The organism is Xanthobacter aminoxidans, assembly GCF_023571765.1.
GTDB classification, from domain to species: domain Bacteria; phylum Pseudomonadota; class Alphaproteobacteria; order Rhizobiales; family Xanthobacteraceae; genus Xanthobacter; species Xanthobacter aminoxidans.
This window is the reverse complement of record NZ_JAMJXC010000003.1, coordinates 277,486-303,480: the sequence shown is the minus strand read 5'-3', so window position 1 is coordinate 303,480 and position 25,995 is coordinate 277,486. Positions and strand designations below refer to the sequence as shown.

Below are 25,995 nucleotides of genomic sequence, written 5' to 3'. Positions count from 1 at the left end.
CCGTGAACCTCATTCCCAACACCCCCCGCATCACACCGGAACTCGTCGCCGAGCACGGTCTGAAGCCGGAGGAGTACGATCACTTCGTGAAGCTGATCGGCCGTGAGCCGACCATCACGGAGCTCGGCATCGTCTCCGCCATGTGGAACGAGCACTGCTCGTACAAGTCCTCCAAGGTCTGGCTGCGCACCCTGCCCACCACCGGCAAGCGCGTCATCCAGGGGCCGGGCGAGAATGCCGGCGTGGTGGACATCGGCGACGGCCTCGCCGTCGTGTTCAAGATGGAGAGCCACAACCACCCCTCCTTCATCGAGCCCTATCAGGGCGCGGGGACGGGCGTGGGCGGCATCCTGCGCGACGTGTTCACCATGGGCGCGCGGCCCATCGCGGCGCTCAATGCCCTGCGTTTCGGCGACTGCCACAATCTGAAGACCCGCCGCCTGCTGGCCGGCGTGGTGGCCGGCATCGGCGGCTATGGCAATTCCTTCGGCGTGCCCACGGTGGGCGGCTCGGTGGGCTTCCACAAGCGCTACAACGGCAACATCCTCGTCAACGCCATGGCCGTCGGCCTCGCGAAGACGGACGAGATCTTCTACGCGGCGGCCACCGGCGTCGGCCGGGCCATCGTCTATCTCGGCTCCAAGACCGGCCGCGATGGCATCCACGGCGCCACCATGGCCTCGGCCGAGTTCGGCGCCGACGCCGAGGAGAAGCGCCCGACCGTGCAGGTGGGCGACCCCTTCGCCGAGAAGCTGCTGCTGGAAGCCTGCCTCGAGATCATGCAGGCGGGCTGCGTGGTGGCGATCCAGGACATGGGCGCCGCCGGCCTCACCTGCTCCGCCGTGGAGATGGGCGCCAAGGGCGACCTGGGCGTGGAGCTGAACCTCGACGCCGTGCCCTGCCGCGAAACCGGCATGACGGCCTACGAGATGATGCTGTCGGAGAGCCAGGAGCGCATGCTCATGGTGATCGCCGACGGCAAGGAAGCCGAGGCCGAGGCCATCTTCAAGAAATGGGGCCTCGACTTCGCCATCGTCGGCCACACCACCGACACCCTGCGCTTCGTGGTGAAGCACAAGGGCCTCGTGGAAGCCGACCTCCCCATCAAGGAGCTGGGCGACGAGGCGCCGGAATACCGCCGCCCGTATGAGGAGCCGGCCCCGCGCCCCGAGATCCTGCCTTCGGACGTGCGCACCACCGCCTCGGTGGCGGACGCGCTGGAGCGGCTCATCGCATCGCCGGACCTGTGCTCCAAGCGCTGGGTGTGGGAGCAGTACGACCACCTCATCCTTGGCAACACCGTGCAGCGCCCGGGCGGCGATGCCGCCGTGGTGCGCGTGAATGACGGGCCGAAGGCCCTCGCCATGACCACCGACGTGACGCCCCGCTATTGCGAGGCCGGCCCCTTCGAGGGCGGCAAGCAGGCGGTGGCCGAGGCGTGGCGCAACCTGACCGCCGTGGGCGCCACCCCCATCGCCGTCACCGACAATCTGAACTTCGGCAATCCCGAGAAGCCGGAGATCATGGGCCAGTTCGTGGCCTGCGTGAAAGGCATCGGCGCGGCCTGCGAGGCGCTGGACTTCCCGGTCGTCTCCGGCAACGTCAGCCTCTACAACGAGACCAACGGCAAGGCGATCCTGCCCACCCCGACCATCGGCGGCGTCGGCCTGATCGAGGATCTCGACCAGACCATGACCTTGAACTTCAAGGCGGCGGGCGAGCCGGTGCTGCTCATCGGCAAGACCAAGGGCTGGCTGGGCGCCTCCGCTTTCCTCGCCACCGTGTGCGAGCGCGAGGAAGGGGCCCCGCCCCCAGTCGATCTCATCGCCGAGAAGCGCAACGGCGACTTCGTGCGCAACCTCATCCGCGATGGCGTCGCCACCGCCGTGCATGACGTCTCCGACGGCGGCCTGCTGGTCGCGCTGGCCGAAATGGCCATGGCCAGCGGCATCGGCGTCTCGCTGGAAGATGCGCCGGATGGCATGGACCCCTATGCGTGGTGGTTCGGCGAGGATCAGGCGCGCTACGTGGTCACTGTCGCGTCCGGCCAGGGCGCCGAGGTGATCCACAAGGCGGAGATGGCCGGCGTGCCGATCATGAAGATCGGCAAGACCGGCGGCGACCGCTTGATCGTTCCGGACGACCGCTCGATAGTCGTGGAATCGCTGAAGGATCGGCACGAGACGTGGCTGCCCATCTATATGGGCGCCTCGTCCTGACGCTTTCGTGCACAGCAAGGACGTTTCGACCATGCCCATGAATGCACGCGACATCGAGCAGCTCATCAAGGATGCGCTGCCCGACGCGACCGTGGTGATCGAGGATCTGGCCGGGGATGGCGACCACTACGCCGCCCGCATCGTCTCGGCCTCGTTCCGCGGCAAGAGCCGGGTGCAGCAGCACCAGATGGTCTATGCCGCCCTCAAGGGGAACATGGGCGGCGTGCTGCACGCGCTCGCCCTGCAGACCTCCGCGCCCGCCGAATAGGCGGGCCTCCTCCCCTCCCCGCGCCTCGCGTGCGCCGCACCATTGCGGCGTCCCAACACGCGCCTGTGCAAGCGTGTCGCCCCCGGTGCCCTTGCGCTTTGGGCCGCTTGGGCCGATCTTTATGGGCGGAAGGCCGCTGTTCTGGCCGCAGACATTGGATTTGAGACCATGGGCATTCGTGACGATATCGACGCCATCGTGAAGTCCGGCGATGTGGTGCTGTTCATGAAGGGCACGCCGCAGTTCCCGCAGTGCGGCTTCTCCGGCCAGGTGGTGCAGATTCTCGACCACGTGGGCGTCCCCTTCAAGGGCGTGAACGTGCTTGAGAACGACATGATCCGCCAGGGCATCAAGGACTACGCCAACTGGCCGACCATTCCCCAGCTCTACATCAAGGGCGAGTTCGTGGGCGGCTGCGACATCGTCCGCGAGATGTTCCAGTCGGGCGAGCTGATCCCCCTGCTGGAAGAGAAGGGCGTCGCCATCCGCGACCGCGCCATCGGCTGATTCTGGCCGCGTGAGCGCACCGCCATCGGCACCTGAGGCGGCCGTGCCGCCCACCCCATCCCCGCCGCCGCAAGCGGCGGGCTGGGGGCTCAAGGTCGCCATGGCCTTCGGACTGCTGGCGGATGCCGGCGTGGTCATCCTGCTCATCGCCATTTCCGGCTTCGTCTTCGGCGGTCCGGAAGGTGCGCGCGGCGAGTTCCACGCCGTGATGGGATGGGCCGGCGCGGTGGCGACCTTCGTCGTTCCGCCTGCGCTCGGTCTCTGGTTCTGGCGGCGCGGCCGGCCCGATGTGGGCGTTGCGCTCGCATGGCTTCCGCCGCTCGCGGCACTCGCCGCCCTGGCCTTCGGGCTGCTCTAAATCACCTTGCCCGGCCAAAAGCCGGCGGCACGACGCCGCCGGCTTTTGTTTGTGACGCTCAGGCGAGGCCCTTCTGCCGCTTGGCCGCCGTCAGCGTGTTCTGCAGCAGGCAGGCGATGGTCATGGGTCCGACACCGCCCGGAACCGGGGTGATGAGGCCGGCGATGCCCTGCGCTTCCGCATAGGCCACGTCGCCCACGAGGCGGGTCTTGCCGTCGTCCTTCGGCACCCGGTTGATGCCCACGTCGATCACTGTGGCGCCGGGCTTGATCCAGTCGCCCCGCACCATTTCCGGCCGGCCCACCGCCGCCACCAGGATGTCCGCCGTGCGGCATTCCCCCGGCAGGTCGCGGGTGCGGGAATGGGCGACGGTGACGGTGCAGTCTTCCTTCAGCAGCAGCTGCGCCGCCGGCTTGCCGACGATGTTCGAGCGGCCGACCACCACCGCCTTGAGCCCGGCGAGGCTGCCGAGGTGGTGCTTGAGCAGCATGATGCAGCCGAGTGGCGTGCAGGGCACTAGCGCGTCGAGGCCCACCGCGAGGCGGCCGGCATTCACCACATGGAAGCCGTCCACGTCCTTGGCGGGATCGATGGCGGCGATGACCTTGTTGGCGTCGATCTGCGCCGGCAGCGGCAGCTGGACGAGGATGCCATGCACGGCAGGATCGGCGTTCAGCTTCGCCACCAGAGCGAGAACGTCCGCCTCAGGGGTGTCGGCGGCGAGCTTGTACTCGAAGGAGGCCATGCCGGCCTCGGCCGTCTGGGCCGCCTTGTTGCGCACATAGACCTGGCTGGCGGGGTCCTCGCCCACCAGAACCACGGCGAGGCCGGGGGTGAGGCCGGCGCTGGCCTTGAGGCCGGCAACCTCCTCGGCGATGCGGGCGCGCAGGCCGGCCGCGAAGGCCTTGCCGTCGATGGGTTTGGTCTCGATCACGAAGCACCCCCAGAAATCATCGGGAGCCCGGCGCTGGGCGGCGCGGCTCCGCTCGCTGTTCGGCAATTCCCCGTCCTTGTCGGCAGGCGGGGCGGCTGAGGCAAGAGCAAAAGCATGCCGGAACGCCGCAGCTGTGGTGCTTACAGCGCGCATATGTTTCTTGTAAAGAAAATTGTCTTATCTGTCGGAAAGACCCGACCTACCCCGCGCCGCCCGCCTTGGCCCGCAACATCCCGTCCGGCAGCGCCTCATCCTGCCGGCGCAGCATGTCGATGGCGGCGGCAATGGGCAGCGGCGGGGCGAACAGGTAGCCTTGCGCGGTCGGCATCCCGATCTCGCGCAGGAAGCGCAGCTGCTCCCGCGTCTCCACCCCTTCCGCCGTCACGTTGATGCGCAGCGACTGGGCGAGCTTGAGCTTGTGCTCGATCACCGCCGCCACGTCCGGATCGCTGCAGGCCTTCAGCATGAAGGAGCGGTCGATCTTGATGCGGGTGACGGGAAAACGGCTGACATGGTGCAGGGAGGCATAGCCGGTGCCGTAATCGTCGAGCGCGACGCCGACCCCCTGCTCCCGCAGCGCCTCGAACGTGCGGCTCAGCTCCGCCGAGCTGTTGAGCACGATGGTTTCCGGCACCTCGATCTCCAGCCGTGCGGGATCGAAGCCCGTCTCCTTGAGGATGGCGCCGATCTGCTGGGCAAAGTCCGCCGACCGCATGGTGGAGGGCGCGATGTTGACCGAGATGGACATGCCCGGCAGCGCCGCGGCCTCCATGCAGGCGCGGCGCAGGCCATACAGGTCGAGCCCGCCGATGATGTGCATCTCCTCGGCCATGGCGATGAACTGGGCCGGCAACAGGCGGCCGAGCTTGGGGTGGTCCCACCGCAGCAGAGTCTCGAAGCCGACCACGCGCCCGCTCGCCACGTCCACCTGCGGCTGGTAGGTGATGACCAGCTCGCCCCGCTCCAGCGCACCGCCGAGGGCCGTCTCGATCTCGCGGCGGGCGTTGCGCTCGCTCTCGAGCTGGGTCTCGAAGCGGCAGAGGGTATCGCCGCCGCTGTCCTTCGCCCGATAGAGGGCGATGTCCGCCCGGCGCATGAGATCGCTGGCCGTGGCGGCATCCTGTGGCGCCTCGGCGACGCCGATGGAGGCGGAGACGCGCAGTTCGCCCGCCCCGTCCGGCACCGGAGGCCTCAGCGCCGCCTGAAGGCGATCGAGCAGCGCGTCGATCTCGCCCGCGTTCGCGGCCGGAAAGAACGCGACGAACTCATCCCCGCCGAACCGCCCCACCACGCCGCGATCGCCGATGGTCAGGGCAACGCGGGTCGCGACCGCCTTCAGCAGCAGGTCGCCCGCGCCGTGGCCGGCCGTGTCGTTGATGAGCTTGAAGTCGTCGAGGTCGATGAACAGCAGCACCAGCCGCGCATCGGGAGCGCGGCCGGCAAGGGCGGATTCCAGCGCCTCGATGAAATAGCCGCGGTTGAAGAGGCCGGTGAGGTAGTCGCGGGAGGCCATCTCGCGGGCCTGCGCCTCGCTCGCGGCCAGCGCCGCGGCGACCCGCAGCGCGCGGAACATCATGACGAGGAAGGTTACGGAGAGCAGCGTGGTGAGCACCGCGAGCGCCGGCAGGGCATTGCGCAGCAGGCTCCGGCCGGGCTGCGCGCCACGCCAGGCCAGTTCCGCCTCGGTGCCGTCGAAGAGATTGGGGACCGCCGTGCCGACGCGGTCGGGATGGTTGGTGGCGGTACGGCCGGTGCGCAGCTGCACGTCGTGCAGATGGGCGGGCGCGGCGAGGCTTTGCAGCAGTGAATCGTCCAGCAGGTCCACCGTCACCGCCGCCAGCGGCTGCGGGGCCTTGATGTCGTCCGCACGCTCCGAGAAGGGGCGCACCACGAGGATGCCCGCGCCGTCCTTGCTGGCGACGAGGCCCGCGCGGCCAGCGCGGCCCTCCGCCAGCGCCCGCGTGATGGCCGGGCGGATCCACGCAAAGGCCTTCTGCTCCCCCGTCTTCCCGTTCTCGGACGAATAGAGCAGGTTCCCCTTGGCATCGATGATGTAGACGAACTCCAGCCCGAACCCGTCGTTCAGCCGCCGCCCGAAGCGCTCGTGCAGGCGCGCGATGTCGCCGCTGGCGAGCTGGCCGAGCACCTGCCGCTCGTCCTCCGAGGTCGACATGGCCTGCTGGATGAGTTCCTCGTGGGCGTGGAGCGCGGCGAGCAGCGCCAGCCGCTCGCGCATCCCCGCCTTCTCGTCCTGCTTCATGCCCGCATAGACGAAGACGCCCACGAGCCCAGCCACCAGGAGCGCGAGCGCGCCGAGCCCGGCCAGGAGCGAACGGTGGACGTGACGGCCGGACGGGCGAGAAATGGCGATGCCTCCCTGGAACGCGGTCCAGAAACGTTGCTCCACCGCAGAGCCGCAGATGGCGCCGCTCGGCAGAAAATGCGGCGGTGTCTGCCGGATTTATCTCTATGTCCGATAGATTTGCACCTTGCGCAAGGTCGTTTCGACCTTCTCCAATCTGCGCAGCCGACCGGCGAGCGAGCAACCATCAGGGCTCAACCAGGGGGACGTCATTCCGTTGCGGCGCCACGAATACTGGCGCCCCCCAGCCGGCGGGACGGTCATGCCCCTCAGGCATTCACCTTGCGGTGCAGCACCTTGCACTGCACGCACCGGGCACGGGCGGCACAAAGCAAGGCCGCCCGGCTGATGATGTCTCAGCCGGGCGGCGAAGTATTCCCCAAGGTTAAGCCCCGGCGGCGCTCAGCCGGCCGCGGGCACCAGGAAGCGGTCGGCATCAGCGCGGGTGGCGACGATCTCGGTGAGTTCGTTGACACCTGTCGTGAGAAGCACGCGCTCCACCTGCGGATCGCAGTTGAACAGCACCAGCGTGCCGCCGCGCTTGTGCAGCGACTTGGCGTTGGCGAGGATCAGCCGGATGCCGATGGAGGCGAGGAAGGTCACGCCCGCCATGTCCACCAGGGCCACATGAGCGTGGCTCACCAGGGCGCTGAAGGTGTTCTCGATTTCCGCGGCGCCGGCGATGTCCATGCGGCCGGCGAGGGAAACGAGGATCTGCCCGGAATCGAGCGGAGTGGAGTCGAGTTTCATGGCGGTCCGCCGTGGTTCGCTGGGCCGTGCACCCGGAACCAATGCGGTTCCGGGTTATCCGGCTCCTCTTCCCACCCTGTCTTTACAGTTTTGTGACAGCGACCCGGACCGGCTTCCCGCCCCGGCGGCGGCTGCCGCGCGGTCAGCCGAGGGCGGCAAGGCGGGCGTCCAGCGCCTCCCCTTCGGGCAGGTCCGACACCGCTTCCACGGCAAGGCCACCCGCCGCGAGATGGCGCACCATGAGGAAGAAGCGGTCGGCGCGGCCTTCGCTCCTGGCGAGCGTGTCCACCCAAAGCTTGTCGAACGTATCGAGCACCGGCGCCAGCGGCTCCACGGGAAGCTGCTGGCCGGAATAGCGCGGGAACTTGTTGGTCAGCTTCTTCCAGTCGTCCTTCAATCCGTCGCGCAGCACGGGATCGGCCGTGAGGCGCGCATCGCGGCCGCCGCGCTCGTAGCTGGCGCGGGTTTCCATCAACGACAGCAGCAGCGCATTCGCCCGGCTCCGCAGCAGCGGCCGGAGCCGCTCCACGAACAGGCGGCGCAACCAGCCCACGTATTCGGCATCGGCGAGGCCGATCTCATGGATCACCACACCCGGTACCGGACCGAACCGCTCCGCAGCGGCTGTGAAGCGCTCCGCCGGCCAGTCCGCGGCGGGGCGGGACGTGAGCAGAAGGACCACGCCCCCCGGCAGCGCCGCAGCGCCCGGCAGGAGGGAGAGGGTGAGGTCGTCCGCCTCCTCGATCCCGTCGATGCACACGACGAGACGCTTCGCCCCCTGCCCCGCCGCCACGACGGCGAGGGCGGCGAGCCAGCCGGCAAACGCCTCCGGGCTTTCCGATGCGCCCGAAGCCTCGGGCGCGGGCACGCCGTGCTCGGCCTCGAAGGCGGCCTTCAGGGCCTCCACGAGCGCGGCGGTGCTCGCCGGCGCCGTGAGGCCGGCCGCGATGGCGCGGGCACCGCTGGAGATGGCGCTGTCGATCCCCTCCGGGCTGCCGTCCTTGCCCATCCGGCGCGCGATGATGCCGCGCACGAACTGGGTCTTCCCGGCGCCGCCCGGCATGCGGAGCCAGTAGACGCCACGATCGCAGCTCACGAGGAAGGAACGGAACGGCGTCCGCAGATGGGCCGGCGAGACGTAATCGCCGTCGCTATCGAGGGCGAGCACGAATGGCGTTGCGGCGAACTTCTGGGCGGAAGGCTGATGGGTCATAGGGGGCACCCGGGGCGAGAGCATGGACCGCCTTGCGGCCGCCCTCGATCCCGGCGGGTTTCGGCCAACGATCCAGATGGAGAAGCCTGAAGCATTTACCGTGCCCCGGCCGCCTCTTCGGGATCGCCTGCCCGACCTTCCGACCTCCGGCGTCAGCGCTTGGGGCCACCGCTGCCGAAATTGCTGGTGTGGCCTTCCTTCGTCGCTTGCGCGCGCCACGCCTTGGCCACCGCCTTCAGCTTCTGGTCGGGCGCGATGCGCGACACCATCTGCTCCGCGCGGGTGCTGCCGCACGAGGGGCAGACGGGCGTGTCGGACGACGAGATGAGGAGTTCGAACTCCTTGTCGCAATCGGGACAATGGAAATTGTAGAGCGGCACGCCGAGCCTCCTGTCCTGTTCCGGGGGCACGTCCGCGCGTCCGGCGCAAGTCCTTGAAAGACCACGCGCAAGCCGCTGCCGACATGCTGCGGCGCCGCGCTGCCGCCGTCGCCCGGAGCGCGCGCCGGTCTCTCCCAAGCAGGAAGCGGGCCAGATGAGGGGGAGGCGTCCGTCAGCCCACGGTCTCGATGCCGAGCACCTTTTCCAGCACTCCGGCGGGGTCTTCGTCCCCCATCAGGGCGGTGCCCATGAGGAGTGCCTTGGCGCCGGCCGCCCCCAGCCGCGCGCGATCCTCGGCGGTACCGAGGCCACCTTCTGCCACCACGAACGCCTTCTCCGGCGGAATGAGCGGCAGCAGCGCCTCGCAGGTGCCGGGCACGAGTTCGAAGGTGTGGATGTTGCGGTTGGTGACGCAGATGAAATCCGCCCCCGCCGCCAGCGCCGTCTCCACGTCCTGCGGGGTATGCACCTGAACCAGCACGTCAAGAGCGATGGAGGATGCGCGCTCGCGATAGGCGGCAAGATCCGGCCCGAGCAGCGCCGCCGACAGCACCACCGCATCCGCCCCGGCGAGGCGCGCCTCCAGGATCTGGTAGACGTCGTAGATGATGTCCTGCGCGAGGATGGTGAGGTCCACCGCGCCGCGCACGGTGGCGAGGTCCGAATAGGAGCCGCGGAAGGACTGCCGCTCCACCGCCACCGAGAGGGCCGCCGCGCCCACCGCCTCGAAATCCTCGGCCAGCGCCTTGTAGGGCACCATGGTCTTCAGCGCCGGCTCGAACGGCGAGCCGCCCTTCAATTCACAGACGATGCCGGGCTTGCCGGTGGCCCGGAAGGCGGCGGCCAGCGCGCCATGGAAGCCGCGCGTCATGGGCATCTCGCCCACCTTGCCCTGGATCTGACCCAGCGAGCGGCGGGCCTTGGCCTTGGCGAGCTGATCGCGGCGCTGGAGGAGGAACGGCTTCAGCCGGCTGTTTTCGGGCAGGATCATGAAAGAACGTCCAGAGGCAAAGGTGAAAGGCAAAGGGGCAGGCGAAACGAGACAGGCACGCGAACGGAGCAAAACGCTCCCGATGAATAAGCACCTACAGCTTCACAGATTTCGCGCGCTTTGGCCATGCCGCTTTCGCACCGCGGCAGAGGCGGCCGCGCGGTTGGCTCTTTCCTCTTGCAGCGCAACGCGCGATGATCCGCCCATTCATAGCCGATCGAGTTTTTGAAGATGTTCACGCGCGTCTGCAAAGCGGAAACCGTTGCCGAAGGCGGCATGCGGCTGGTGATCGCCGACAGCCACCTCATCGTCCTCGCCTGGCCAGACAATGGGGAGATCCGCGCCTTCCAGGGCGTCTGTCCCCATTCGAACACGCCGCTCAACGAGGCCGAGTTCGACGGCACTGTCCTCACCTGCCCGCTCCATCACTGGACCTGGGACCTGAATTCCGGCGCCCCCGTCGAGCCGCAGGAAAGCGCGCTCGCGGAATATCCGGTGAAGGTGGAAGATGGCGTCGTCTACATCGACACGGAAGGCATAGAGCCCCTGTTCGCCGCGCCCTGAGAGCGCCGCAGCCCGCCCCAATAATCAGTCGAGGCGCCGCGCCGGGTGCATTGCCGGGGTGCGGCCGAAGCCGGAGTTCGACCCGTGACAGATGAGACCGCCGCCCAGACCGCCATCATCGTCGGCGCAGGCAAGGGGCTGTCCGCCTCCCTCGCCCGCCGGCTCGCCCGCGAGGGCTTCCGCATCGCCCTCGTGGCGCGCGACGTGGAGAAGCTCGCGCCCCTCATCGCCGAGACCGGCGCCCGCGCCTGGGCGGCCGATGCCCAGGATGCGGCCGCCATCGAAGGCGTGTTCGCCGAGGTGGACAAGGCCTTCGGGCCGCCAGACCTCGTCGTGTTCAACGCCGCCATGCGCTATCGCGGCCCGGTGGAAGTGCTGGACCCGGCCGACGTGATGGACGCCTATTCCGTCGGCGCCTTCGCCGGCTTCCTCACCGCGCAGGCGGCGGCACGGCGGATGCTGGCGCGGGGCAAGGGCTCGCTCTTCTTCACCGGCGCCACCGCCAGCGTGAAGGCCATGCCCCATTCGGTGCCCTTCTCCATGGCCAAGTTCGCCTTGCGCGCGCTGGCCCAGGGCCTCGCCCGGGAACTCGGGCCGCGCGGCATCCATGTGGCCCACTTCATCCTCGACGGCGGCATCGCCTCGTCCTGGGCGACGGCGGGGGAGCCGGGGCCGGCGGACAAGTGGCTCGATCCCGACGCCATCGCCGAGACCTATCTTGCCGTCCACCGCCAGCACCGCTCGGCCTGGACCTGCGAGCTGGACATGCGGCCCTGGGTGGAGAAGTTCTGAGGCGCCCGCGTTAAGCCTGCCGCCGCCTGTGCATTGTGGCGGGCGGGGCGGCATGCCATCTTCCGGTCCCAACGACGGGAGGATTTCGTGCCGCATTCCATGGTCAACGGCCGCCAGATCAAGGCCGGCCGCGCCCTGCTCGGCTGGTCGCGCAAGGATCTGGCCGAGCGCACCGGCGTGACCGCCGACACCGTGAAAGTGGTGGAGCAGGATGCCGTCACGCTGGAAGCCCTCTCCTCCACGCGCACCCGCCTGTGCGCCACGCTGGAGGCCGAAGGCATCGCCTTCCTGAACGGCGGCAGCATGGGCGTGCAGATCGTCCCCAGGGACGAAGGCATCCGCACCCAGGACCTCAACGCCTCCAACGACGACTGACGAGCCCCATGATCCTGCACAAATTCGCCGCCCGCCACTGGATCATCGTGGCGATCATCCTCGTCATCGCAACGCTGGCGTATCTCGGCAGCTGGTCCTGACCGGCTGATCGGAGGCGCGGAACGGCGTCGCTACAATCACCATTGTCATGGCCGGGCTTGTCCCGGCCATCCACGTGGCAAGGCCGGGCACATCTCCTGCGAGCATCTCGCCATCGGCACGACGTGGATGCCCGGCACAAGGCCGGGCATGACGGTGTTAAGGCGGAGAGAGAGGCGCCTTCGCCCGTCGCTCCTGTCCGATGCCCCAGCCCTCCTGGACCGGCCCCCGCCCCTCACTCCACCAGCAGCAGCGCAAACCCGTCGTAGCCCTTGGCGCCGACGGTCTGCACCGCCGTGGCGGTGAGGCGCGGCTCTGCGCCCGCGATCTCGTAGGTGCGGCGGATGCCGATGACCGAGGCGTCCGTGCTGTCCCCATCCAGCACCCGCCCGGCGCGCACCACGTTGTCGCAGACGATCAGCGTGCCCGGCCGCGACAGGCGCAGCGCCCAGTCGAGATAGGCGGGATTGCTCGGCTTGTCGGCGTCGATGAAGATGAGGTCGAACGGCCCCGCCCCTTCCGCCTCCAGCACCGGCAGCGTCTCGATGGCCGGGGCGACCCGCAGGTCGATGCGGTCAGACAGTCCCGCGCGGGCGAAATTGGCCCGGGCGACCTCGGCATGGTGGGCGTCCGCCTCCAGCGTCACCACCGTGCCGCCCTCAGGCAACGCGCGGGCGAGGAAGAGCGTGCTGTAGCCCCCCAGCGTGCCGATTTCGAGGATGCGTTTCGCACCCATCATGCGGGCGAAGATGTGGAGCATCTGCCCCTGCGCCGCCGAGACGCTGATGGCCGGAAGGCCGGCGGCCTCCGAAGCCGCCTGCACGGCGTCGAGCACCGGGTCCGCCGGCAGCAGCTTCTCGACGATGAAGCCATCCATCTCGGTCCAGAGCGCTTCGTCCATTCCCGCCTCCGTCACAGCATTTGCCGGCGCAAGGAATACCGTTTGCGCGAAGGAAATGCGTCAGGTCCGGACGCTCAGTCCTGGTCGCTCTCCCGCGCGGCGCGGATGGAGAGAACGGCATAGGCCACCACCAGCGCCAGCTCCACCAGCGTGAACAGCATCAGCCGTGTCATGCCCGCCGGCGCCCAGATGCCGAGCACCACCTGCGTCAGCGTCGCCAGAAGCCAGAGCACGATCGCCCAGCCGGCGCGCAGCCACAGGCCGACGCCGGCGATGGGATCGATGATCGCCGCCCAGATCACCGCCGCCTGGGCGGCCATGGGCATGGCCTCGAACCGGCTCGCCGGCCCGTCGCCGATGCCGAGGATCACCGCCCAGTGGATGATGCCTTCCAGCAGCAGGAAGGCCGCGACCCCGCGCAGGAACAGGAACAGCCGCCGCCGCCAGGGCGAGAGATTTTCCCATTGGGCGCGGGCGCTGGCGTCGATGGGATCGTAATGACTCATGTGCCGGGGGCCAGAAGTTCCAGTTCGTCGAGTATGGGATCGAAATGCGCCGCGATGACGGCCGGGTCCACCTCCGCGAGGGTCGCCGGCTGCCATTGGGGCGCGTTGTCGCGATCGACGAGCACCGCGCGCACCCCTTCGTAGAAATCATGCCCCGCCGCGACGCGGCTCACCACCCGGAATTCCAGCTTCAGACAGTCCCCAAGGTCGAGCGCCGGCCCGCGCCGCATCTGCTCCATGGTGATGGAGAGGCTGGTGGGCGACTTGCCGGCGATGTCGGTGAGGAGCGTGGTGGCGAAGGCTGCATGGGGTCCCTCGCCTTCCGCCGCCGCCTGCAGCGCGCCGAGGATGCCGGCGAGATGGCCCCGCCCGAAGGCGTCGGCGATGAAGTCCGCGCGGTCGGCGAAGGCGCCAGGGCCGGGCTCGATGCGGTGATCGGCGATGATGCGCTCCACGTCGCCGCCCGCGCACAGGGCCTCTTCCAGCGCCGGGAAGGCGGCGCTCGGCACCACGTCGGTCGCGAGGCCGCAGGCGAAGGCCTCGGCGGCGCGGATGCGCGTGCCGGTCAGCGCCAGGAACACACCGAAGGCGCCGGGCAGGCGCGGCAGCACATGTGTGCCGCCCACATCCGGGAACAGGCCGATGTTCACCTCCGGCATGGCGAACAGATACTTGTCGCCCGCCACGCGGTGCGCGCCATGGGCCGAGAGGCCGAAGCCGCCGCCCATGCAGATGCCGTCGATGAGCGCTACGTAGGGCTTGGGGAAGCTGCCGATATAGTCGTTAAGGACATATTCCTCGCGCCAGAAGGCGAGCGATTCGGCGGTGTTGCCAGCGCGGCCGAGGTCATAGAGCGTGCGCACGTCGCCGCCGGCGCAGAAGGCCTTCTCGCCCGCCGCCTTGATGACCACGCGGGTGACGGCCGGGTCCTGCGCCCATTGCCGCAGGCGCGGCAGAATCTCGCGCACCATGGAGAGGTTCAGCGCATTGAGCGCCTTCGGACGGTTGAGGGTGATGACACCGGCTTCGCCCTTCACCTCGAGCAGGACTTCAGGCTCCGTGGTCATTCCATCCCTCCCTTGCCGCCGCTGAGCGGCGAACGCCCGCCGGCAGGGTTAGACGCGGCCGGAGGGAGCGTCAACGCGAGCCGGCGCACCGTGGTTGTGCGCGGGCGCACCTTGGGCCGTGCGGCGGCGCACACGCTGAACTTGCCGTGACCCTCTGCCGCGCGCCACTCGCGGGCGGCAGGCCGGGGGTCTATAAGGTCCGCTCGGTGCCCGTTCGCGGGCGAACGAAGAACGAGCGCATCATGCCCCTCACCCAGCCCCGCCTGCATGCCGTTTCCGAAGCCGAGGCCACCGCCAGCCGGCTCGGCCTCGTCCACCGCCCCCGGCGGAACCGGAAGACGGACTGGGCGCGCCGGCTGGTGCGCGAGGCGACGCTGACGGTCGACGATTTGATCTGGCCGATCTTCGTCATGAACGGCCAGGCCACCCGCACCGCCATTCCCTCCATGCCCGGCGTCGAGCGCCTGACGGTGGACGAGGCGGTGCGCGCGGCCGAGATGGCGGCGAAGCTGAAGATCCCGGCCCTCGCCATCTTCCCCTATATCGACCCCTCCCGCCGCGACCCCACCGGCAGCGAGGCGCTGAACGACAACAACCTCGTCTGCCAGACGCTCCGCGCCATCAAGGCCGAGATCCCCAACCTCGGCCTCATCACCGACGTGGCCCTCGACCCCTTCACCAGCCATGGCCATGACGGCCTGCTGGAGGATGGCCGCATTCTTAATGACGAGACGGTGGAACTCCTCGTCCGTCAGGCGCTGGTGCAGGCCGAAGCCGGGGCGGACGTCATCGCCCCCTCCGACATGATGGACGGCCGCGTCGGCGCCATCCGCGCCGGGCTCGACGCCAACGGCTTCGAGGACGTACAGATCATGTCCTATGCGGCGAAGTACGCCTCCGCCTTCTACGGCCCGTTCCGCGACGCCATCGGCACCGCCAAGACCCTCTCGGGCGACAAGCGCACCTACCAGATGGACCCCGGCAACGGGCTGGAAGCCATCCGCGAGGCGGCCCTCGACGTGGAGGAAGGCGCGGACATGCTGATGGTGAAGCCCGGCCTGCCCTATCTCGACATCGTGTGGCGTCTGAAGGAGACCTTCGGCCTGCCGACCTTCGCCTATCAGGTGTCCGGCGAGTACGCGATGATCGAGGGCGCCATCCGCAACGGCTGGGTGGACGGCGACCGCATCGTCCCGGAGAGCCTGCTCGCTTTCAAGCGCGCCGGCGCCGATGGCATCCTCACCTATTTCGCGCCGCGCGTGGCGCAGGCTCTGGCCGAACGGGGCTGAGGCCCCTCGCGGGAGAAGACTTATGACCGTGCCCGCGACGGCGCTGGAAATCGACCGGGAAAAGGATCTGCCCGTCACGCTGGCGGACGTGGAGGGCGCGTGGCCGCTGGTCCGCGCCTCCGTGCTGCGCACGCCGACCCTGCGTGCCCCGCGCCTTTCCGCCTTCACCGGTGCCGAAGTCTATGTGAAGTACGAGAACCTTCAGGCCACCGCCTCCTTCAAGGAACGCGGCGCGCTGGTGAAGCTCTCGCGCCTCACGCCGGACGAGGCGCGGCGCGGCGCCGTGGCCATGTCGGCCGGCAACCACGCGCAGGCGGTGGCCTATCACGGCACGCGGCTCGGCATCTCCACCCTCATCGTGATGCCGGAGACGACGCCGCAGGTGAAGGTGGCCGCCACCGAGGCCTTCGGCGCCGAGGTGGTGCTGTTCGGCGAGACGGTGGCCGACGCCTATGAGGAGGCCGAGCGCATCTCCAAGGCGCAGGGCCGCGTCTTCGTCCATCCCTATGACGATGTGGACGTGATCGCCGGCCAGGGCTCGGTGGCGCTGGAGATGATCGAGGACGGGCCGGCCTTCGACGCCGTGCTCGTGCCCATCGGCGGCGGCGGCCTCATCGCCGGCATGGCCGTGGCCTTCGCCGGCCGCTCTCCCACCACGCAGGTGGTGGGCGTCGAGACCCAGCTCTATCCCGCCATGTGGACCGCCATGACCGGCGAGGCCCGCCCCTGCGGCGGCCCGACGCTGGCCGAAGGCATCGCCGTGCGCAATGTGGGCGAGATCACCGCGCAGATCGTGCGGCGCCTCGTGCCCCATGTGGTGCTGGTGGACGAAACCGCGCTGGAGCGGGCGGTGAACGCCTTCCTCATGCACCAGAAGACGCTGGCCGAAGGCGCCGGCGCGGCGGGCCTCGCCGCCCTCATCGCCGAGCCGGAGCGGTTCCGGGGCAAGACGGTGGGGCTGGTCGTCTCCGGCGGCAACATCGACCCGCGCATGATCGCCGGCATCCTGCTGCGCGAACTGGAGCGGGAAGAGCGCATCGTCTCCTTCCGCCTCACCATCCTCGACCGGCCGGGCATGCTGGGGCGCATCGCCACTTTGCTCGGCAAGCTCGGCGCCAACATCCTGGAAGTGCACCACCGCCGCACCTTCCTCGACGTCCCCGCCAAGGGCACCCGCCTCGACCTCACGGTGGAGACGCGCGACCAGGCACACGCGGAGCTGATCCAGAAGGCGCTGGAGGGTGAGGGGCTGCCGGTGCAAAGGCTGGGGGCCGGCGGGGCGGACTGGTAGGGGGGGACAAAGTCGGGGCGGCGCTGCGGTGCAGCAACGACATCAAACACCACCCGAATCCACCCAAAAGATGCATCTTGACTATTAAACAATCATAAGTTGCAATCCTGACTCTCGAGGAATGAGATTGTCAGGGAGGGTAAGTTGGCCGACGTGCAAGTGACCTGCATCAACAAGCAGCCACGCAACAACACTCACGAGGGCATAACCCACCTCGGAAATTCGAAGGGAAAATGGACACGCCAACAGGTCATCGACTGGATTGAATCAAAGTCCAATACGTTTTTCACGCTGGTCAACGGCAACCGCGGAGATATCGGCGTCGTCGATGGCCCGAACGGAAAATATCTGCGAACCTACGCCGACGGAAAGTGGAACGACAATCTTCTGTCGTTGCCCGAATGCCCCTGACTGAGTGAGCAGGTCTGACCTCATTTGACGCCCGTCGGCTGACCTTGCCCCTTCGTCCCCTCCTCAATGGCAAGACAGCGACGAGGCAATCGCTCACGCTCGGATCGGCCTTGAGCCAACTCGCCCGGACATATCCGTCGTCATGCCCGGGCTTGTCCCGGGCATCCACGTCGGGCCGACGGCACGGCGCTAGCAAGGTGTCCCCGGCCGATCCACGTGGATGGCCGGGACAAGCCCGGCCATGACGGCAGCTCTTTTATCGGGACGCCGGATCGAACCGGCAAGCGCACCTCACGCCCGGCCGAACACCCGCTTGAAGATGTTGTCCACGTTCTTGAAGTGGTAGCCGAGGTCGAACTTCTCGTTGATGTCCTCCTCGGACAGGTACTTGCGCACGTCCGCGTCTTCCAGGAGGAAGGTGCGGAAGTCGCCCTCGCCGCGCCAGACGCGCATGGCGTTGCGCTGCACGAGGCGGTAGCTGTCCTCGCGGCTGGCGCCCTTCTGGGTGAGGGCGAGGAGTACGCGCTGGGAGTGGATGAGGCCGCCCAGCTTGTCCATGTTCTTCTGCATGTTGTCGGTGTGGACGACGAGCTTGTCCATCACGCCGGTGAGGCGCGACAAAGCGAAGTCCAGCGTCACGGTGGAATCGGGGCCGATCATGCGCTCGACGGAGGAGTGGGAGATGTCCCGCTCGTGCCACAGGGCCACATTCTCCAGCGCCGGGGTCACATAGGCGCGCACCATGCGGGCGAGGCCGGTGAGGTTCTCGGTGAGCACCGGGTTGCGCTTGTGGGGCATGGCCGAGGAGCCCTTCTGCTCGGGGGAGAAATACTCCTCCGCCTCCAGCACCTCGGTGCGCTGGAGATGCCGAACCTCGGTGGCGAGCCGCTCCACTGAGGAGGCGACCACGCCGAGCACGGCGAAGAACATGGCGTGCCGGTCGCGCGGGATGACCTGGGTGGAGACGGTCTCCACCTTCAGCCCCATCTTTTCCGCCACATGGGCCTCAACCGCCGGATCAATATGGGCGAAGGTGCCCACCGCGCCGGAGATGGCGCAGGTGGCGATCTCTTCCCGCGCTGCCACGAGACGGGCGCGCGAGCGCTGGAACTCGGCCGCGGCGATGGCGAGCTTCACGCCGAAGGTGGTCGGCTCGGCATGGATGCCGTGGGAGCGGCCCACCGTGGGGGTCAGCTTGAACTCGAACGCCCGGCGCTCCAGCACCGCAAGGAGCTTGTCCACGTCGGCGATGAGCAGGTCAGCGGCGCGGGCGAGCTGCACGGCGAGGCAGGTGTCCAGCACGTCGGACGAGGTCATGCCCTGGTGGACGAAGCGCGCTTCCGGCCCCACGAACTCGGCGAGGTGGGTGAGGAAGGCGATGACGTCGTGCTTCACCTCGCGCTCGATGGCGTCGATGCGCTCCACGTCGAACTCGGCCTTGCCGCCCAGCTCCCAGATCTTGGCCGCGGCCTCCTTCGGGACGATGCCAAGCTCGGCCATGGCGTCGGCGGCATGGGCCTCGATCTCGAACCAGATGCGGAAGCGGGCCTCGGGGGACCAGATGGAGGCCATTTCCGGCCGGCTGTAACGCGGGATCATGGGGCGGTGCTCGTCAAAATGTCAGGCAGGCGGCTCGTCTAGCAGATGAAGGCGGCGGGGGGTAGCGGTGCGGGTCACGCCTTGCGACGGCCGGCGGCGCTGACCCGCCGCGCCAGCGGCAGCATCACCACCGGCAGGAGGTAGATGGGGAATTGCGCTGCCGCAACGTAAAGCCAAGTCTCGTGCGGCAGCACCGCGCCGGTGGCGGCGATCACCACCGCCATGTTGCGATGGCCGCCGCAGAAGCCGAGCATCATCGCATCCCCCGGATCGACGGCGCGGAAGACGAGCGCCGTCGCGCCGAACCCCAGCAGCGAGACGAAGAAGGCCAGCGCCACCAGCCCCGCCATGAAGCCGGGCTGGTCGAGGAAGGCGTATGTCACCCCGTCCATCAGCCCCACGGCAAGGAGGCCGAGCAGCACCACGTTCAGCCCGTCGAGATGGGCGGAGACGGCCTCCACACGCCTCAGGCCCATGAGCCGGCGGATGACGAGGCCCGCCCCCATGGTGCCGCCCACCACCGCCGCGAGCCGCAGCGCCAGCGCCAGCGGATCGAGCGCCAGCGCGCCGCCGGAGAAGTGGAACACCAGCCCCGGCGCGGTGAGTGGCGTCAGCGCCATGCCGCCCAGCATGGTCACGAGCACCAGCCGGGCATCGAGGCCGAGCAGCGCCGCAAAGGCGGGGGCCGACATGATGGGCGGGGCCGAGGCCTGCATGATGAGGGCGAGGACGATGGCGTTGGGCTCGCCCAGAAGCCGCGTCGCCAGCCCCATCGCCAGCGGCAGCACCAGCATGACCCAGGCGCAGGCCAGCACTGCGATGCCTGCACGACGCGCGGTGAAGGCCCCGGCCATGGAGGTGCGCACGAAGGCCAGAACCAGCAGCGCGAGGATGGTGGGCACCACCAGCGGCTTCGCCAGCGCCGCGAACGGCGGCACGGCAAGGCCGATGAAAACGCTCACCGCCACTGCCGGCGCGCTCCGCCGGCCGAGCCAGGCCAGAAGGCGCGCAAGTGCGACCGCGGGCAGGAGGCCGGGGTTCATGGGACGGTTCTTGCGGGGGAAAACGGCATCGCGCGGGACACACGCCGTTCTAGCCCCAGCCGGTACTCAAGGGAACCCTTCCCGGCCGCTGAGCGAAGGTGCGGTGCACCGAATGGAGTGCATGTGCCTCCCACACGAACCGGCCAAGCCCCCTCTCCCCTTGCGGGAGAGGGCTGGGGTGAGGGGTGTCTCTCCCTCCGATCTGTCACCGGGATTGCGGCACCGGCCCCCTCACCCCCAACCCCTCTCCCGCAAGGGGAGAGGGGAGGACGAGCGCCCCCCCGCCGCCCGGACGCACGGAGCGCAGCCGGAGCGCCGATCCGAGGCTGAGCGCAAGAGTTCCCGCGTAGCCGTCATCGCCCGGACCAGCCGGGCGATGACAAGCGGATATGATTGCGCTCGGCCCCGGATCAGCGCTCCGGCTCACGCCGTCGCTTGTCCGGGGAACGGAGTGCTGAAGGTCCGGGGGCCGCAGCCCCACGGAAACCCACCACTGGCGGCCGGGGCGTGTTCCGGGTAGCGTCCGGATGAAACCGGAAAGACCCATTGCCGAAGCGCCCCACCAAGCCGCCCACCCGCCATTCCAGCAAGGACGGCCACGCCGCCAGGATATCGCGCGCAGACAAGACATCGCGCGCGGAAAAGCCGCTGCGCGCGACCAAATCCCGTGCCGCGCGCAAGCAGGCGGCGGCCGCCCATGAGGCGGCGGCGCTCGCCGTTGCGCCGCTGGCCACCGGCGAGATGCCGACCAAGGCGCAGGTGCTGGCCTTCATCGCTTCGCAGAACGGCGAGGTGGGCAAGCGCGAGATCGCCCGCGCCTTCGGCCTCTCGCCGGCGCAGAAGGTGGAACTGAAGCAGCTGCTGCGCGACCTCTCCGAGGAAGGCACAGTGAGCCGCGAGCGCAGGCGCCTCCATGTGCCCGGCGCGCTGCCGGCGGTCGTGCTGGCCGACATCGTCTCCCGCGACGGCGACGGCGAGCTGGTGGCCATTCCGGTGGAATGGGACTCCGAGGCCCAGGGCGAGGCGCCGCCCATTCTCGTCCAGGTGCCGCGCCGCGCCTCCGGCCCCGCGCCGGGACTGGCGGACCGGGTGCTGCTGCGCATCGTGGAAGGCTCCATCGAGCACGCGGTCCCCCATGTGGGCCGCGTCATCAAGGTGCTGGAGAAGGCCCGCAAGCAGACCATGGGCATCTTCCGCGCCGCGCCTCAAGGTGGCGGCGGGCGCATCATCCCCATCGACAAGAAGCAGCTCGGCCGCGAATTGCAGGTGCCCCCCGGCGCCGAGCATGAGGCGCAGGACGGCGATCTCGTCACCGTCGAATTGATGCGCCAGCGCGTGTTCGGCCTGCCCACCGCGCGGGTGAAGGAAAAGCTCGGCTCGCTGAACTCCGAGAAGGCGGTGAGCCTCATCGCCATCCACGCCCACGGCATCCCTAACGCCTTCCCGGACGTGGTGGTGAAGGAGGCCGAGGCGGCGAAGCAGATCACCGTGCGCGGCCGCGAGGACTGGCGCGACCTGCCCCTCGTCACCATCGACCCGCCCGACGCCAAGGACCATGACGACGCCGTGCACGCGGCGCCGGACGAGGATGGCGGCTATATCGTCACCGTCGCCATCGCCGACGTCTCGGCCTATGTGCGGCCCGGCACGGCGCTGGACCGCGAGGCGCTCATTCGCGGCAATTCGGTCTATTTCCCCGATCGCGTCGTGCCCATGCTGCCGGAGCGCATCTCCAACGACCTGTGCTCCCTGCGCCCCAGCGAGGACCGGCCGGCGCTGGCGGTGCGCCTCGTCATCGGCGCGGATGGGCGCAAGCGCAGCCACAGCTTCCACCGTATCCTCATGCGCTCGGCCGGCAAGCTCGCCTATGCGCAGGCGCAGAACGCCATCGAAGGCCGCACCGACGACATCACCGATCCGCTGGTGGAGGGCGTGCTCAAGCCGCTCTATGCGGCCTATGCCTGCGTGAAGAAGGCCCGCGACGCCCGCCAGCCCCTCGATCTCGACCTTCCCGAGCGCAAGATCATCCTCAAGCCCGACGGCACGGTGGACCGCGTGGTGGTGCCGGAGCGGCTGGATGCTCACCGGCTCATCGAGGAATTCATGATCCTCGCCAACGTCGCCGCCGCCGAGACGCTGGAGGAAAAGAAGACCCCCCTCATCTACCGCGTCCATGACGGCCCGACGCTGGCGAAGCTCTCGGCCCTGCGAGACTTCCTGAAGACGCTGGACATCGGCCTGCCGAAGACCGACCAGGTGCGCCCCTCCCACTTCAACCGCATCCTGGAAGAGGTGAAGGACACGGACGCCGCCCCGCTGGTGAACCAGGTGATCCTGCGCAGCCAGAGCCAGGCGGAGTACGCCTCCGAGAATTACGGCCATTTCGGCCTGAATCTCCGCCGCTACGCGCATTTCACCTCGCCCATCCGCCGCTATGCGGACCTCATCGTCCATCGCGGCCTCGTCCGGGCGCTGGGTGTGGGCAAGGACGGGCTGCCGGAAGACGCGACCGTCGAGAGCCTCGGCGAGGTGGCGGCGGCCATTTCCGTTACGGAACGTCGCGCCATGGCGGCGGAGCGGGAGACGGTGGACCGGCTCATCGCCCATCATCTGGCGGACCAGATCGGCGCCACCTTCAACGCCCGCATCACCGGGGCGACCAAGGCGGGACTCTTCGTCGCGCTCGACATCACCGGGGCGGACGGCTTCATTCCCGCCTCAACCCTGGGCCAGGACTATTACCGGTACGACGAAGTGCGGCAGGCGCTGGTGGGAGACCGTACCGGCGAGATGCACCGCATCGGCGACCGGGTGGAGGTCAAGCTGGTGGAGGCCGCGCCGGTCGCCGGAGCGCTGCGGTTTGAGCTTCTGAGCGAAGGCTCCTATGTAAAGGGTCCGCGCGGGGGTGGCCCCCAGCGCCGCGGCGCGCCCTCCGGGTTCGCGGGCCGGCCGGGGAGATCCGCGCCGGGCCGTGCGAAAACGGGCAAGGCCGGTTCCGGAAAGGCCGGCTCCGGCAAGGCCAAGCCGGGACCCGGCAGGCGCTGAGGCGTCCGGCCGATAAATGTTGGAGAAGCGCGCTCCTCAGGGGCGACCGAGAGGTTCAGGACCGTGACCACGCCGACCGGCATGACCGTGACCCAGAAGCTGGCGACGCCCGAAGAGGCGGCGGCAGGCGAGGCCGCGGGTGCGCCCGGCGGCGCGTTCGAGCTTCCCCCGCCCCGCCGCGAGGTGCCCGGCGCCCTGATGCGCGGCGCGCGCGGCCTGTGCCCCGCCTGCGGCGCCGGTCGCATGTTTTCCAGCTATCTGAAGGTCTCGCCCTTCTGCGCCACCTGCGGCGAGGAGCTGTACCACCACCGCGCCGACGACGCGCCGCCTTATGCGGTGATCTTCGTGGTGGGCCACATCGTGGTGCCGCTGATGGTGCTGGTGGAGGAATTGTACCGGCCGGAGCTGTGGGTACACCTCTCCCTCTGGCTGCCGCTGACGCTGGTGCTCTGCCTCGCCCTGCTACCGCCGCTGAAGGGCATGCTGGTGAACCTGCAATGGGCGCTGCGCATGCACGGCTTCGATTCCGGCAGTGAGGAACGGGAGGCGCCCCCCGAGGGTGCCGTCCGCCCCGTCATCCGTGCCGTCCGTCCGATACTCTGAGCATCATGAACGATTTTGCCACCCGCCTGACCGAAGCCGAGCGCCTTCAGGCTTCTCCCAACGTGCGCCCGCGCGACGCCGCCACCCTCATCCTGCTCGACAGCAAGGGCAAGAAGCCCCGCGTGCTGATGGGCCGGCGGCATCCCAAGCTCAAGTTCCTGCCGGGCGTCTACGTGTTTCCCGGCGGCCGGCTGGAGAAGTCCGACAAGGCCATGCCGGTCTATGGCTGCCTCGATCCGGACAGCGAACGCCGGCTGATGGCCCATGTGCAGCGCCCGAGCCTCGGCCGCGCGCGCGGCCTTGCCGCCGCCGCCATCCGCGAGATGTACGAGGAGACCGGCCTGCTCGTCGGCACCAAGGAGTGCGGCGCCCCCGAATCCCCCGGTGACGACTGGCGCGCGTTCGAGGAGCGCGGGGTGTTCCCCGATCTCGGCGCGCTCACCTTCGTCGCCCGCGCCATCACCCCGCCCCGGCGCCCCCGGCGCTTCGACACCCGCTTCTTCATCGCCGACGCCACGGCCGTCTGCGACGAGGTGAAGGGGCTGGTGGGCGAGGAGTCTGAACTCATCGACCTTGCATGGCTGACCTTCGCGGAGACGGAGAAGCAGGAGCTTCCCACCATCACCCGCGTGGTGCTTGAGGAACTGGCCGCCCGCATCGATGCCGGCTTCGGCCCGCGCCTGCCGGTGCCCTCCTACGCCATGGTCCGCGGACGCTTCGTCCGCACCCTCCTGGATTGAAGCCGAACGCGATGCATGCTCCCCACGGGTCCCTCGGCCACATGAGCCGGACGGCCTCCATCGCGGCCGCCATCTCCGCCATCACGGTGGTGGGCGTCGGCATCAGCCTGTCCATCCCCCTGCTGGCGCTGGAGCTGGAATCGCGCGGCGTCACCGGCAAGTGGATCGGCATCAACACGGCGGTGGCCGGCATCGCCACCATCTTCACCGCGCCCTTCGTGCCGCTCATGGTGCGCAAGATCGGGCTGCGCGCGCTGCTGGTCGGCGCCATCGTGCTCGCCGCGGCGAGCCTCGTGGGTTTCAAGGCGGCGCCGTCCTTCCTCATGTGGTTCCCGCTGCGCTTCGCCTTCGGCGCAGCGCTGTGCATCCTGTTCGCGGTCTCCGAATTCTGGATCAATGCCCTCGCCCCGCCCAACCGGCGCGGGCTCATCATGGGCATCTATGCCACCGCGCTGTCGCTGGGGGCGGCGCTGGGGCCGACCATGCTCAGCGTGCTCGGCGCCTCCGGCTGGGCGCCCTACCTCGCCGGCGCGGTCGTGCTGCTGCTGGGCGCCATTCCCATCCTGCTGGCGCGGGGAATCACCCCCCGCATCCATGACGACAGCCACCACGGCGTACTCACCTTCGTGCGGCGATCGCCCTCGGCGGTGCTGGCGGCGCTGGTGTTCGGCGCCATCGAGACGGCGGTGATGACCTTCCTGCCGCTCTACGGCCTGCGCCTCGGCCTCGCCGAGACCAGCGCCGCCCTGCTGCTGACGGCGGCGGTGCTGGGCAACGTCGCCTTCCAGATCCCCATCGGCCTCATCAGCGACAAGGTGGACCGGCGGGTGCTGCTGCTCTGCTGCTCGCTGGCGGGCGCGGCGGGCGCCTTCACTTTGCCCTTCGTGCCGGTGTCGAGCCCGTGGTTCCTGGCCATGATCTTCCTCGCCACGGGCGTGGTGGGCTCGCTCTACACGGTCGGCCTCGCCCATCTCGGCGAGCGATTCCATGGCGCGGACCTCGCGGCCGCCAATGCGGCGTTCGTGATGCTCTATTCCGTGGGCCTCATCGCCGGCCCGCCGCTGGCCGGCGCCGGCATGGACCTTTACAACCCGTATGGCTTCGCCTTCGTCATCTCCACCATGCTGGCTGTCTATGCGGCCATCGTCGCCGTGCGGCTGATGATGCGCGGACGGCGGGAGGCGTGATCCAGCGGAAGGGTCGCCCACCCTTGACATTAGGGGCGCATTGAGAGAGTTTCCGCGCCCACGAGCCGCCGGAGACCGGCAGCGCGTCCGTTCTTCTTTTCGCCACCTCACGGTTTGCAAAAACCAGACGGTCGCACGCCGCACGCGGCACCCAGGGATCAAGACATGGCCAAGGCTGCAACCATCAAGATCAAGCTCCTGTCCTCGGCGGACACGGGCGTGTTCTACGTCACCAAGAAGAATTCCCGCACCAAGACCGACAAGATCGTGCTCAAGAAGTACGACCCGGTGGTGCGCAAGCACGTCGAGTTCCGCGAGACCAAGATCAAGTGATCTGGATCGGGTGATCGCAGCGGGTCTGGACAACCGGAACCGCGCCACCTACAATCTGTGGTTCATCGTGACTGGATAGGGCACCCACCGGGTGCCCTTTTCTTTTGCGCGAGAGGGGCGCCGCAAGGCGCCCGTTTCTTTTGGGCAGGCGGCTAGGGGCTGATTCCC

Annotated in this window: 26 protein-coding genes; 15 read left to right on the top strand and 11 right to left on the bottom strand. The window is 69.0% G+C overall.

Annotated elements, in window-relative coordinates:
* Positions 1–11: 11 nt before the first annotated feature.
* From purL to EJ105_RS06830, 4 genes are all read left to right on the top strand, one after another.
* Entirely contained in the window at positions 12–2,219 is a 2,208-nt protein-coding gene (gene purL / locus EJ105_RS06845) for a phosphoribosylformylglycinamidine synthase subunit PurL (RefSeq protein WP_029558716.1), read from the top strand.
* Between the two features lie 31 nt (positions 2,220–2,250).
* Positions 2,251–2,487 carry a BolA family protein gene (locus tag EJ105_RS06840; RefSeq protein WP_024278809.1) on the top strand — a complete coding sequence of 79 codons (237 nt, stop codon included), beginning with the start codon at positions 2,251–2,253 and terminating at the stop codon, positions 2,485–2,487.
* Between the two features lie 168 nt (positions 2,488–2,655).
* A complete protein-coding gene (gene grxD, locus EJ105_RS06835) occupies positions 2,656–2,994 on the top strand; it encodes a Grx4 family monothiol glutaredoxin (protein ID WP_024278808.1) in 339 nt (112 codons plus the stop codon).
* A gap of 43 nt (positions 2,995–3,037) precedes the next feature.
* Positions 3,038–3,352, top strand: a complete 315-nt coding sequence (locus tag EJ105_RS06830) for a hypothetical protein (RefSeq protein WP_250165735.1) — start codon at positions 3,038–3,040, stop codon at positions 3,350–3,352.
* Positions 3,353–3,410: 58 nt separating this feature from the next.
* Here EJ105_RS06830 and folD read toward each other — a convergent pair whose 3' ends face one another.
* From folD to EJ105_RS06800, 6 genes are all read right to left on the bottom strand, one after another.
* Positions 3,411–4,283, bottom strand: a complete 873-nt coding sequence (folD, locus tag EJ105_RS06825) for a bifunctional methylenetetrahydrofolate dehydrogenase/methenyltetrahydrofolate cyclohydrolase FolD (RefSeq protein ID WP_250165852.1) — start codon at positions 4,281–4,283, stop codon at positions 3,411–3,413.
* A gap of 202 nt (positions 4,284–4,485) precedes the next feature.
* Positions 4,486–6,693 (bottom strand): putative bifunctional diguanylate cyclase/phosphodiesterase, encoded by a 2,208-nt coding sequence (locus EJ105_RS27970; protein WP_250165734.1) that lies wholly within the window; start codon positions 6,691–6,693, stop codon positions 4,486–4,488.
* A 357-nt stretch (positions 6,694–7,050) separates the two neighbouring features.
* Positions 7,051–7,398 (bottom strand): STAS domain-containing protein, encoded by a 348-nt coding sequence (locus tag EJ105_RS06815; protein ID WP_250165733.1) that lies wholly within the window; start codon positions 7,396–7,398, stop codon positions 7,051–7,053.
* A 142-nt stretch (positions 7,399–7,540) separates the two neighbouring features.
* Positions 7,541–8,611 (bottom strand): hypothetical protein, encoded by a 1,071-nt coding sequence (locus EJ105_RS06810; RefSeq protein ID WP_250165732.1) that lies wholly within the window; start codon positions 8,609–8,611, stop codon positions 7,541–7,543.
* 152 nt (positions 8,612–8,763) lie between these two features.
* The gene (locus EJ105_RS06805) at positions 8,764–9,021 is read right to left on the bottom strand and encodes an FmdB family zinc ribbon protein (protein ID WP_394008596.1); all 258 of its coding nucleotides are present in this window, start codon (positions 9,019–9,021) and stop codon (positions 8,764–8,766) included.
* A 142-nt stretch (positions 9,022–9,163) separates the two neighbouring features.
* Entirely contained in the window at positions 9,164–9,982 is an 819-nt protein-coding gene (locus EJ105_RS06800; RefSeq protein WP_250165731.1) for an indole-3-glycerol phosphate synthase TrpC, read from the bottom strand.
* 231 nt (positions 9,983–10,213) lie between these two features.
* On the opposite strand from EJ105_RS06800, the gene EJ105_RS06795 reads away from it, so the two are divergent.
* The 3 genes from EJ105_RS06795 (at position 10,214) to EJ105_RS06785 (ending at position 11,713) form a co-directional block, all read left to right on the top strand.
* Entirely contained in the window at positions 10,214–10,546 is a 333-nt protein-coding gene (locus EJ105_RS06795; protein ID WP_024278800.1) for a monooxygenase system ferredoxin subunit, read from the top strand.
* Positions 10,547–10,630: 84 nt separating this feature from the next.
* The gene (locus EJ105_RS06790) at positions 10,631–11,338 is read left to right on the top strand and encodes an SDR family NAD(P)-dependent oxidoreductase (RefSeq protein ID WP_250165730.1); all 708 of its coding nucleotides are present in this window, start codon (positions 10,631–10,633) and stop codon (positions 11,336–11,338) included.
* 87 nt (positions 11,339–11,425) lie between these two features.
* A complete protein-coding gene (locus EJ105_RS06785) occupies positions 11,426–11,713 on the top strand; it encodes a helix-turn-helix domain-containing protein (RefSeq protein WP_250165729.1) in 288 nt (95 codons plus the stop codon).
* A 334-nt stretch (positions 11,714–12,047) separates the two neighbouring features.
* Here EJ105_RS06785 and EJ105_RS06780 read toward each other — a convergent pair whose 3' ends face one another.
* The 3 genes from EJ105_RS06780 to EJ105_RS06770 all read right to left on the bottom strand — a co-directional run bounded on the left by EJ105_RS06780 (position 12,048) and on the right by EJ105_RS06770 (position 14,286).
* Positions 12,048–12,713, bottom strand: coding sequence for an O-methyltransferase (locus tag EJ105_RS06780; RefSeq protein WP_250165728.1), 666 nt, complete (start codon positions 12,711–12,713; stop codon positions 12,048–12,050).
* Between the two features lie 74 nt (positions 12,714–12,787).
* Positions 12,788–13,219: a DUF6163 family protein gene (locus tag EJ105_RS06775; RefSeq protein ID WP_024278796.1), complete on the bottom strand. Its 432-nt coding sequence runs from the start codon at positions 13,217–13,219 to the stop codon at positions 12,788–12,790.
* Positions 13,216–14,286 carry an enoyl-CoA hydratase/isomerase family protein gene (locus tag EJ105_RS06770; RefSeq protein ID WP_250165727.1) on the bottom strand — a complete coding sequence of 357 codons (1,071 nt, stop codon included), beginning with the start codon at positions 14,284–14,286 and terminating at the stop codon, positions 13,216–13,218. The genes EJ105_RS06775 and EJ105_RS06770 overlap by 4 nt, the downstream gene beginning before the upstream one ends.
* A gap of 242 nt (positions 14,287–14,528) precedes the next feature.
* Here EJ105_RS06770 and hemB point away from each other — a divergent pair, with 242 nt between their 5' ends.
* From hemB to EJ105_RS06755, 3 genes are all read left to right on the top strand, one after another.
* Positions 14,529–15,575: a porphobilinogen synthase gene (gene hemB, locus EJ105_RS06765; protein ID WP_250165726.1), complete on the top strand. Its 1,047-nt coding sequence runs from the start codon at positions 14,529–14,531 to the stop codon at positions 15,573–15,575.
* A gap of 22 nt (positions 15,576–15,597) precedes the next feature.
* The gene (locus EJ105_RS06760; RefSeq protein ID WP_250165725.1) at positions 15,598–16,866 is read left to right on the top strand and encodes a threonine ammonia-lyase; all 1,269 of its coding nucleotides are present in this window, start codon (positions 15,598–15,600) and stop codon (positions 16,864–16,866) included.
* Between the two features lie 153 nt (positions 16,867–17,019).
* The gene (locus tag EJ105_RS06755) at positions 17,020–17,277 is read left to right on the top strand and encodes a DUF3892 domain-containing protein (RefSeq protein ID WP_250165851.1); all 258 of its coding nucleotides are present in this window, start codon (positions 17,020–17,022) and stop codon (positions 17,275–17,277) included.
* Positions 17,278–17,568: 291 nt separating this feature from the next.
* On the opposite strand, the gene purB is transcribed toward EJ105_RS06755, so the two are convergent.
* Both purB and EJ105_RS06745 read right to left on the bottom strand, forming a co-directional pair.
* Positions 17,569–18,876 (bottom strand): adenylosuccinate lyase, encoded by a 1,308-nt coding sequence (purB, locus tag EJ105_RS06750; RefSeq protein ID WP_029558729.1) that lies wholly within the window; start codon positions 18,874–18,876, stop codon positions 17,569–17,571.
* A gap of 74 nt (positions 18,877–18,950) precedes the next feature.
* Positions 18,951–19,919 carry a hypothetical protein gene (locus tag EJ105_RS06745; RefSeq protein ID WP_250165724.1) on the bottom strand — a complete coding sequence of 323 codons (969 nt, stop codon included), beginning with the start codon at positions 19,917–19,919 and terminating at the stop codon, positions 18,951–18,953.
* Positions 19,920–20,660: 741 nt separating this feature from the next.
* On the opposite strand from EJ105_RS06745, the gene rnr reads away from it, so the two are divergent.
* The 5 genes from rnr to rpmG all read left to right on the top strand — a co-directional run bounded on the left by rnr (position 20,661) and on the right by rpmG (position 25,827).
* Positions 20,661–22,964 carry a ribonuclease R gene (gene rnr / locus EJ105_RS06740; protein ID WP_250165850.1) on the top strand — a complete coding sequence of 768 codons (2,304 nt, stop codon included), beginning with the start codon at positions 20,661–20,663 and terminating at the stop codon, positions 22,962–22,964.
* A 63-nt stretch (positions 22,965–23,027) separates the two neighbouring features.
* A complete protein-coding gene (locus EJ105_RS06735; protein ID WP_024278789.1) occupies positions 23,028–23,567 on the top strand; it encodes a DUF983 domain-containing protein in 540 nt (179 codons plus the stop codon).
* A 5-nt stretch (positions 23,568–23,572) separates the two neighbouring features.
* Positions 23,573–24,307: an NUDIX hydrolase gene (locus EJ105_RS06730; RefSeq protein WP_024278788.1), complete on the top strand. Its 735-nt coding sequence runs from the start codon at positions 23,573–23,575 to the stop codon at positions 24,305–24,307.
* 11 nt (positions 24,308–24,318) lie between these two features.
* Positions 24,319–25,494, top strand: a complete 1,176-nt coding sequence (locus EJ105_RS06725) for an MFS transporter (RefSeq protein ID WP_029558734.1) — start codon at positions 24,319–24,321, stop codon at positions 25,492–25,494.
* 165 nt (positions 25,495–25,659) lie between these two features.
* A complete protein-coding gene (rpmG, locus tag EJ105_RS06720; protein WP_012115832.1) occupies positions 25,660–25,827 on the top strand; it encodes a 50S ribosomal protein L33 in 168 nt (55 codons plus the stop codon).
* Positions 25,828–25,995 lie beyond the last annotated feature (168 nt).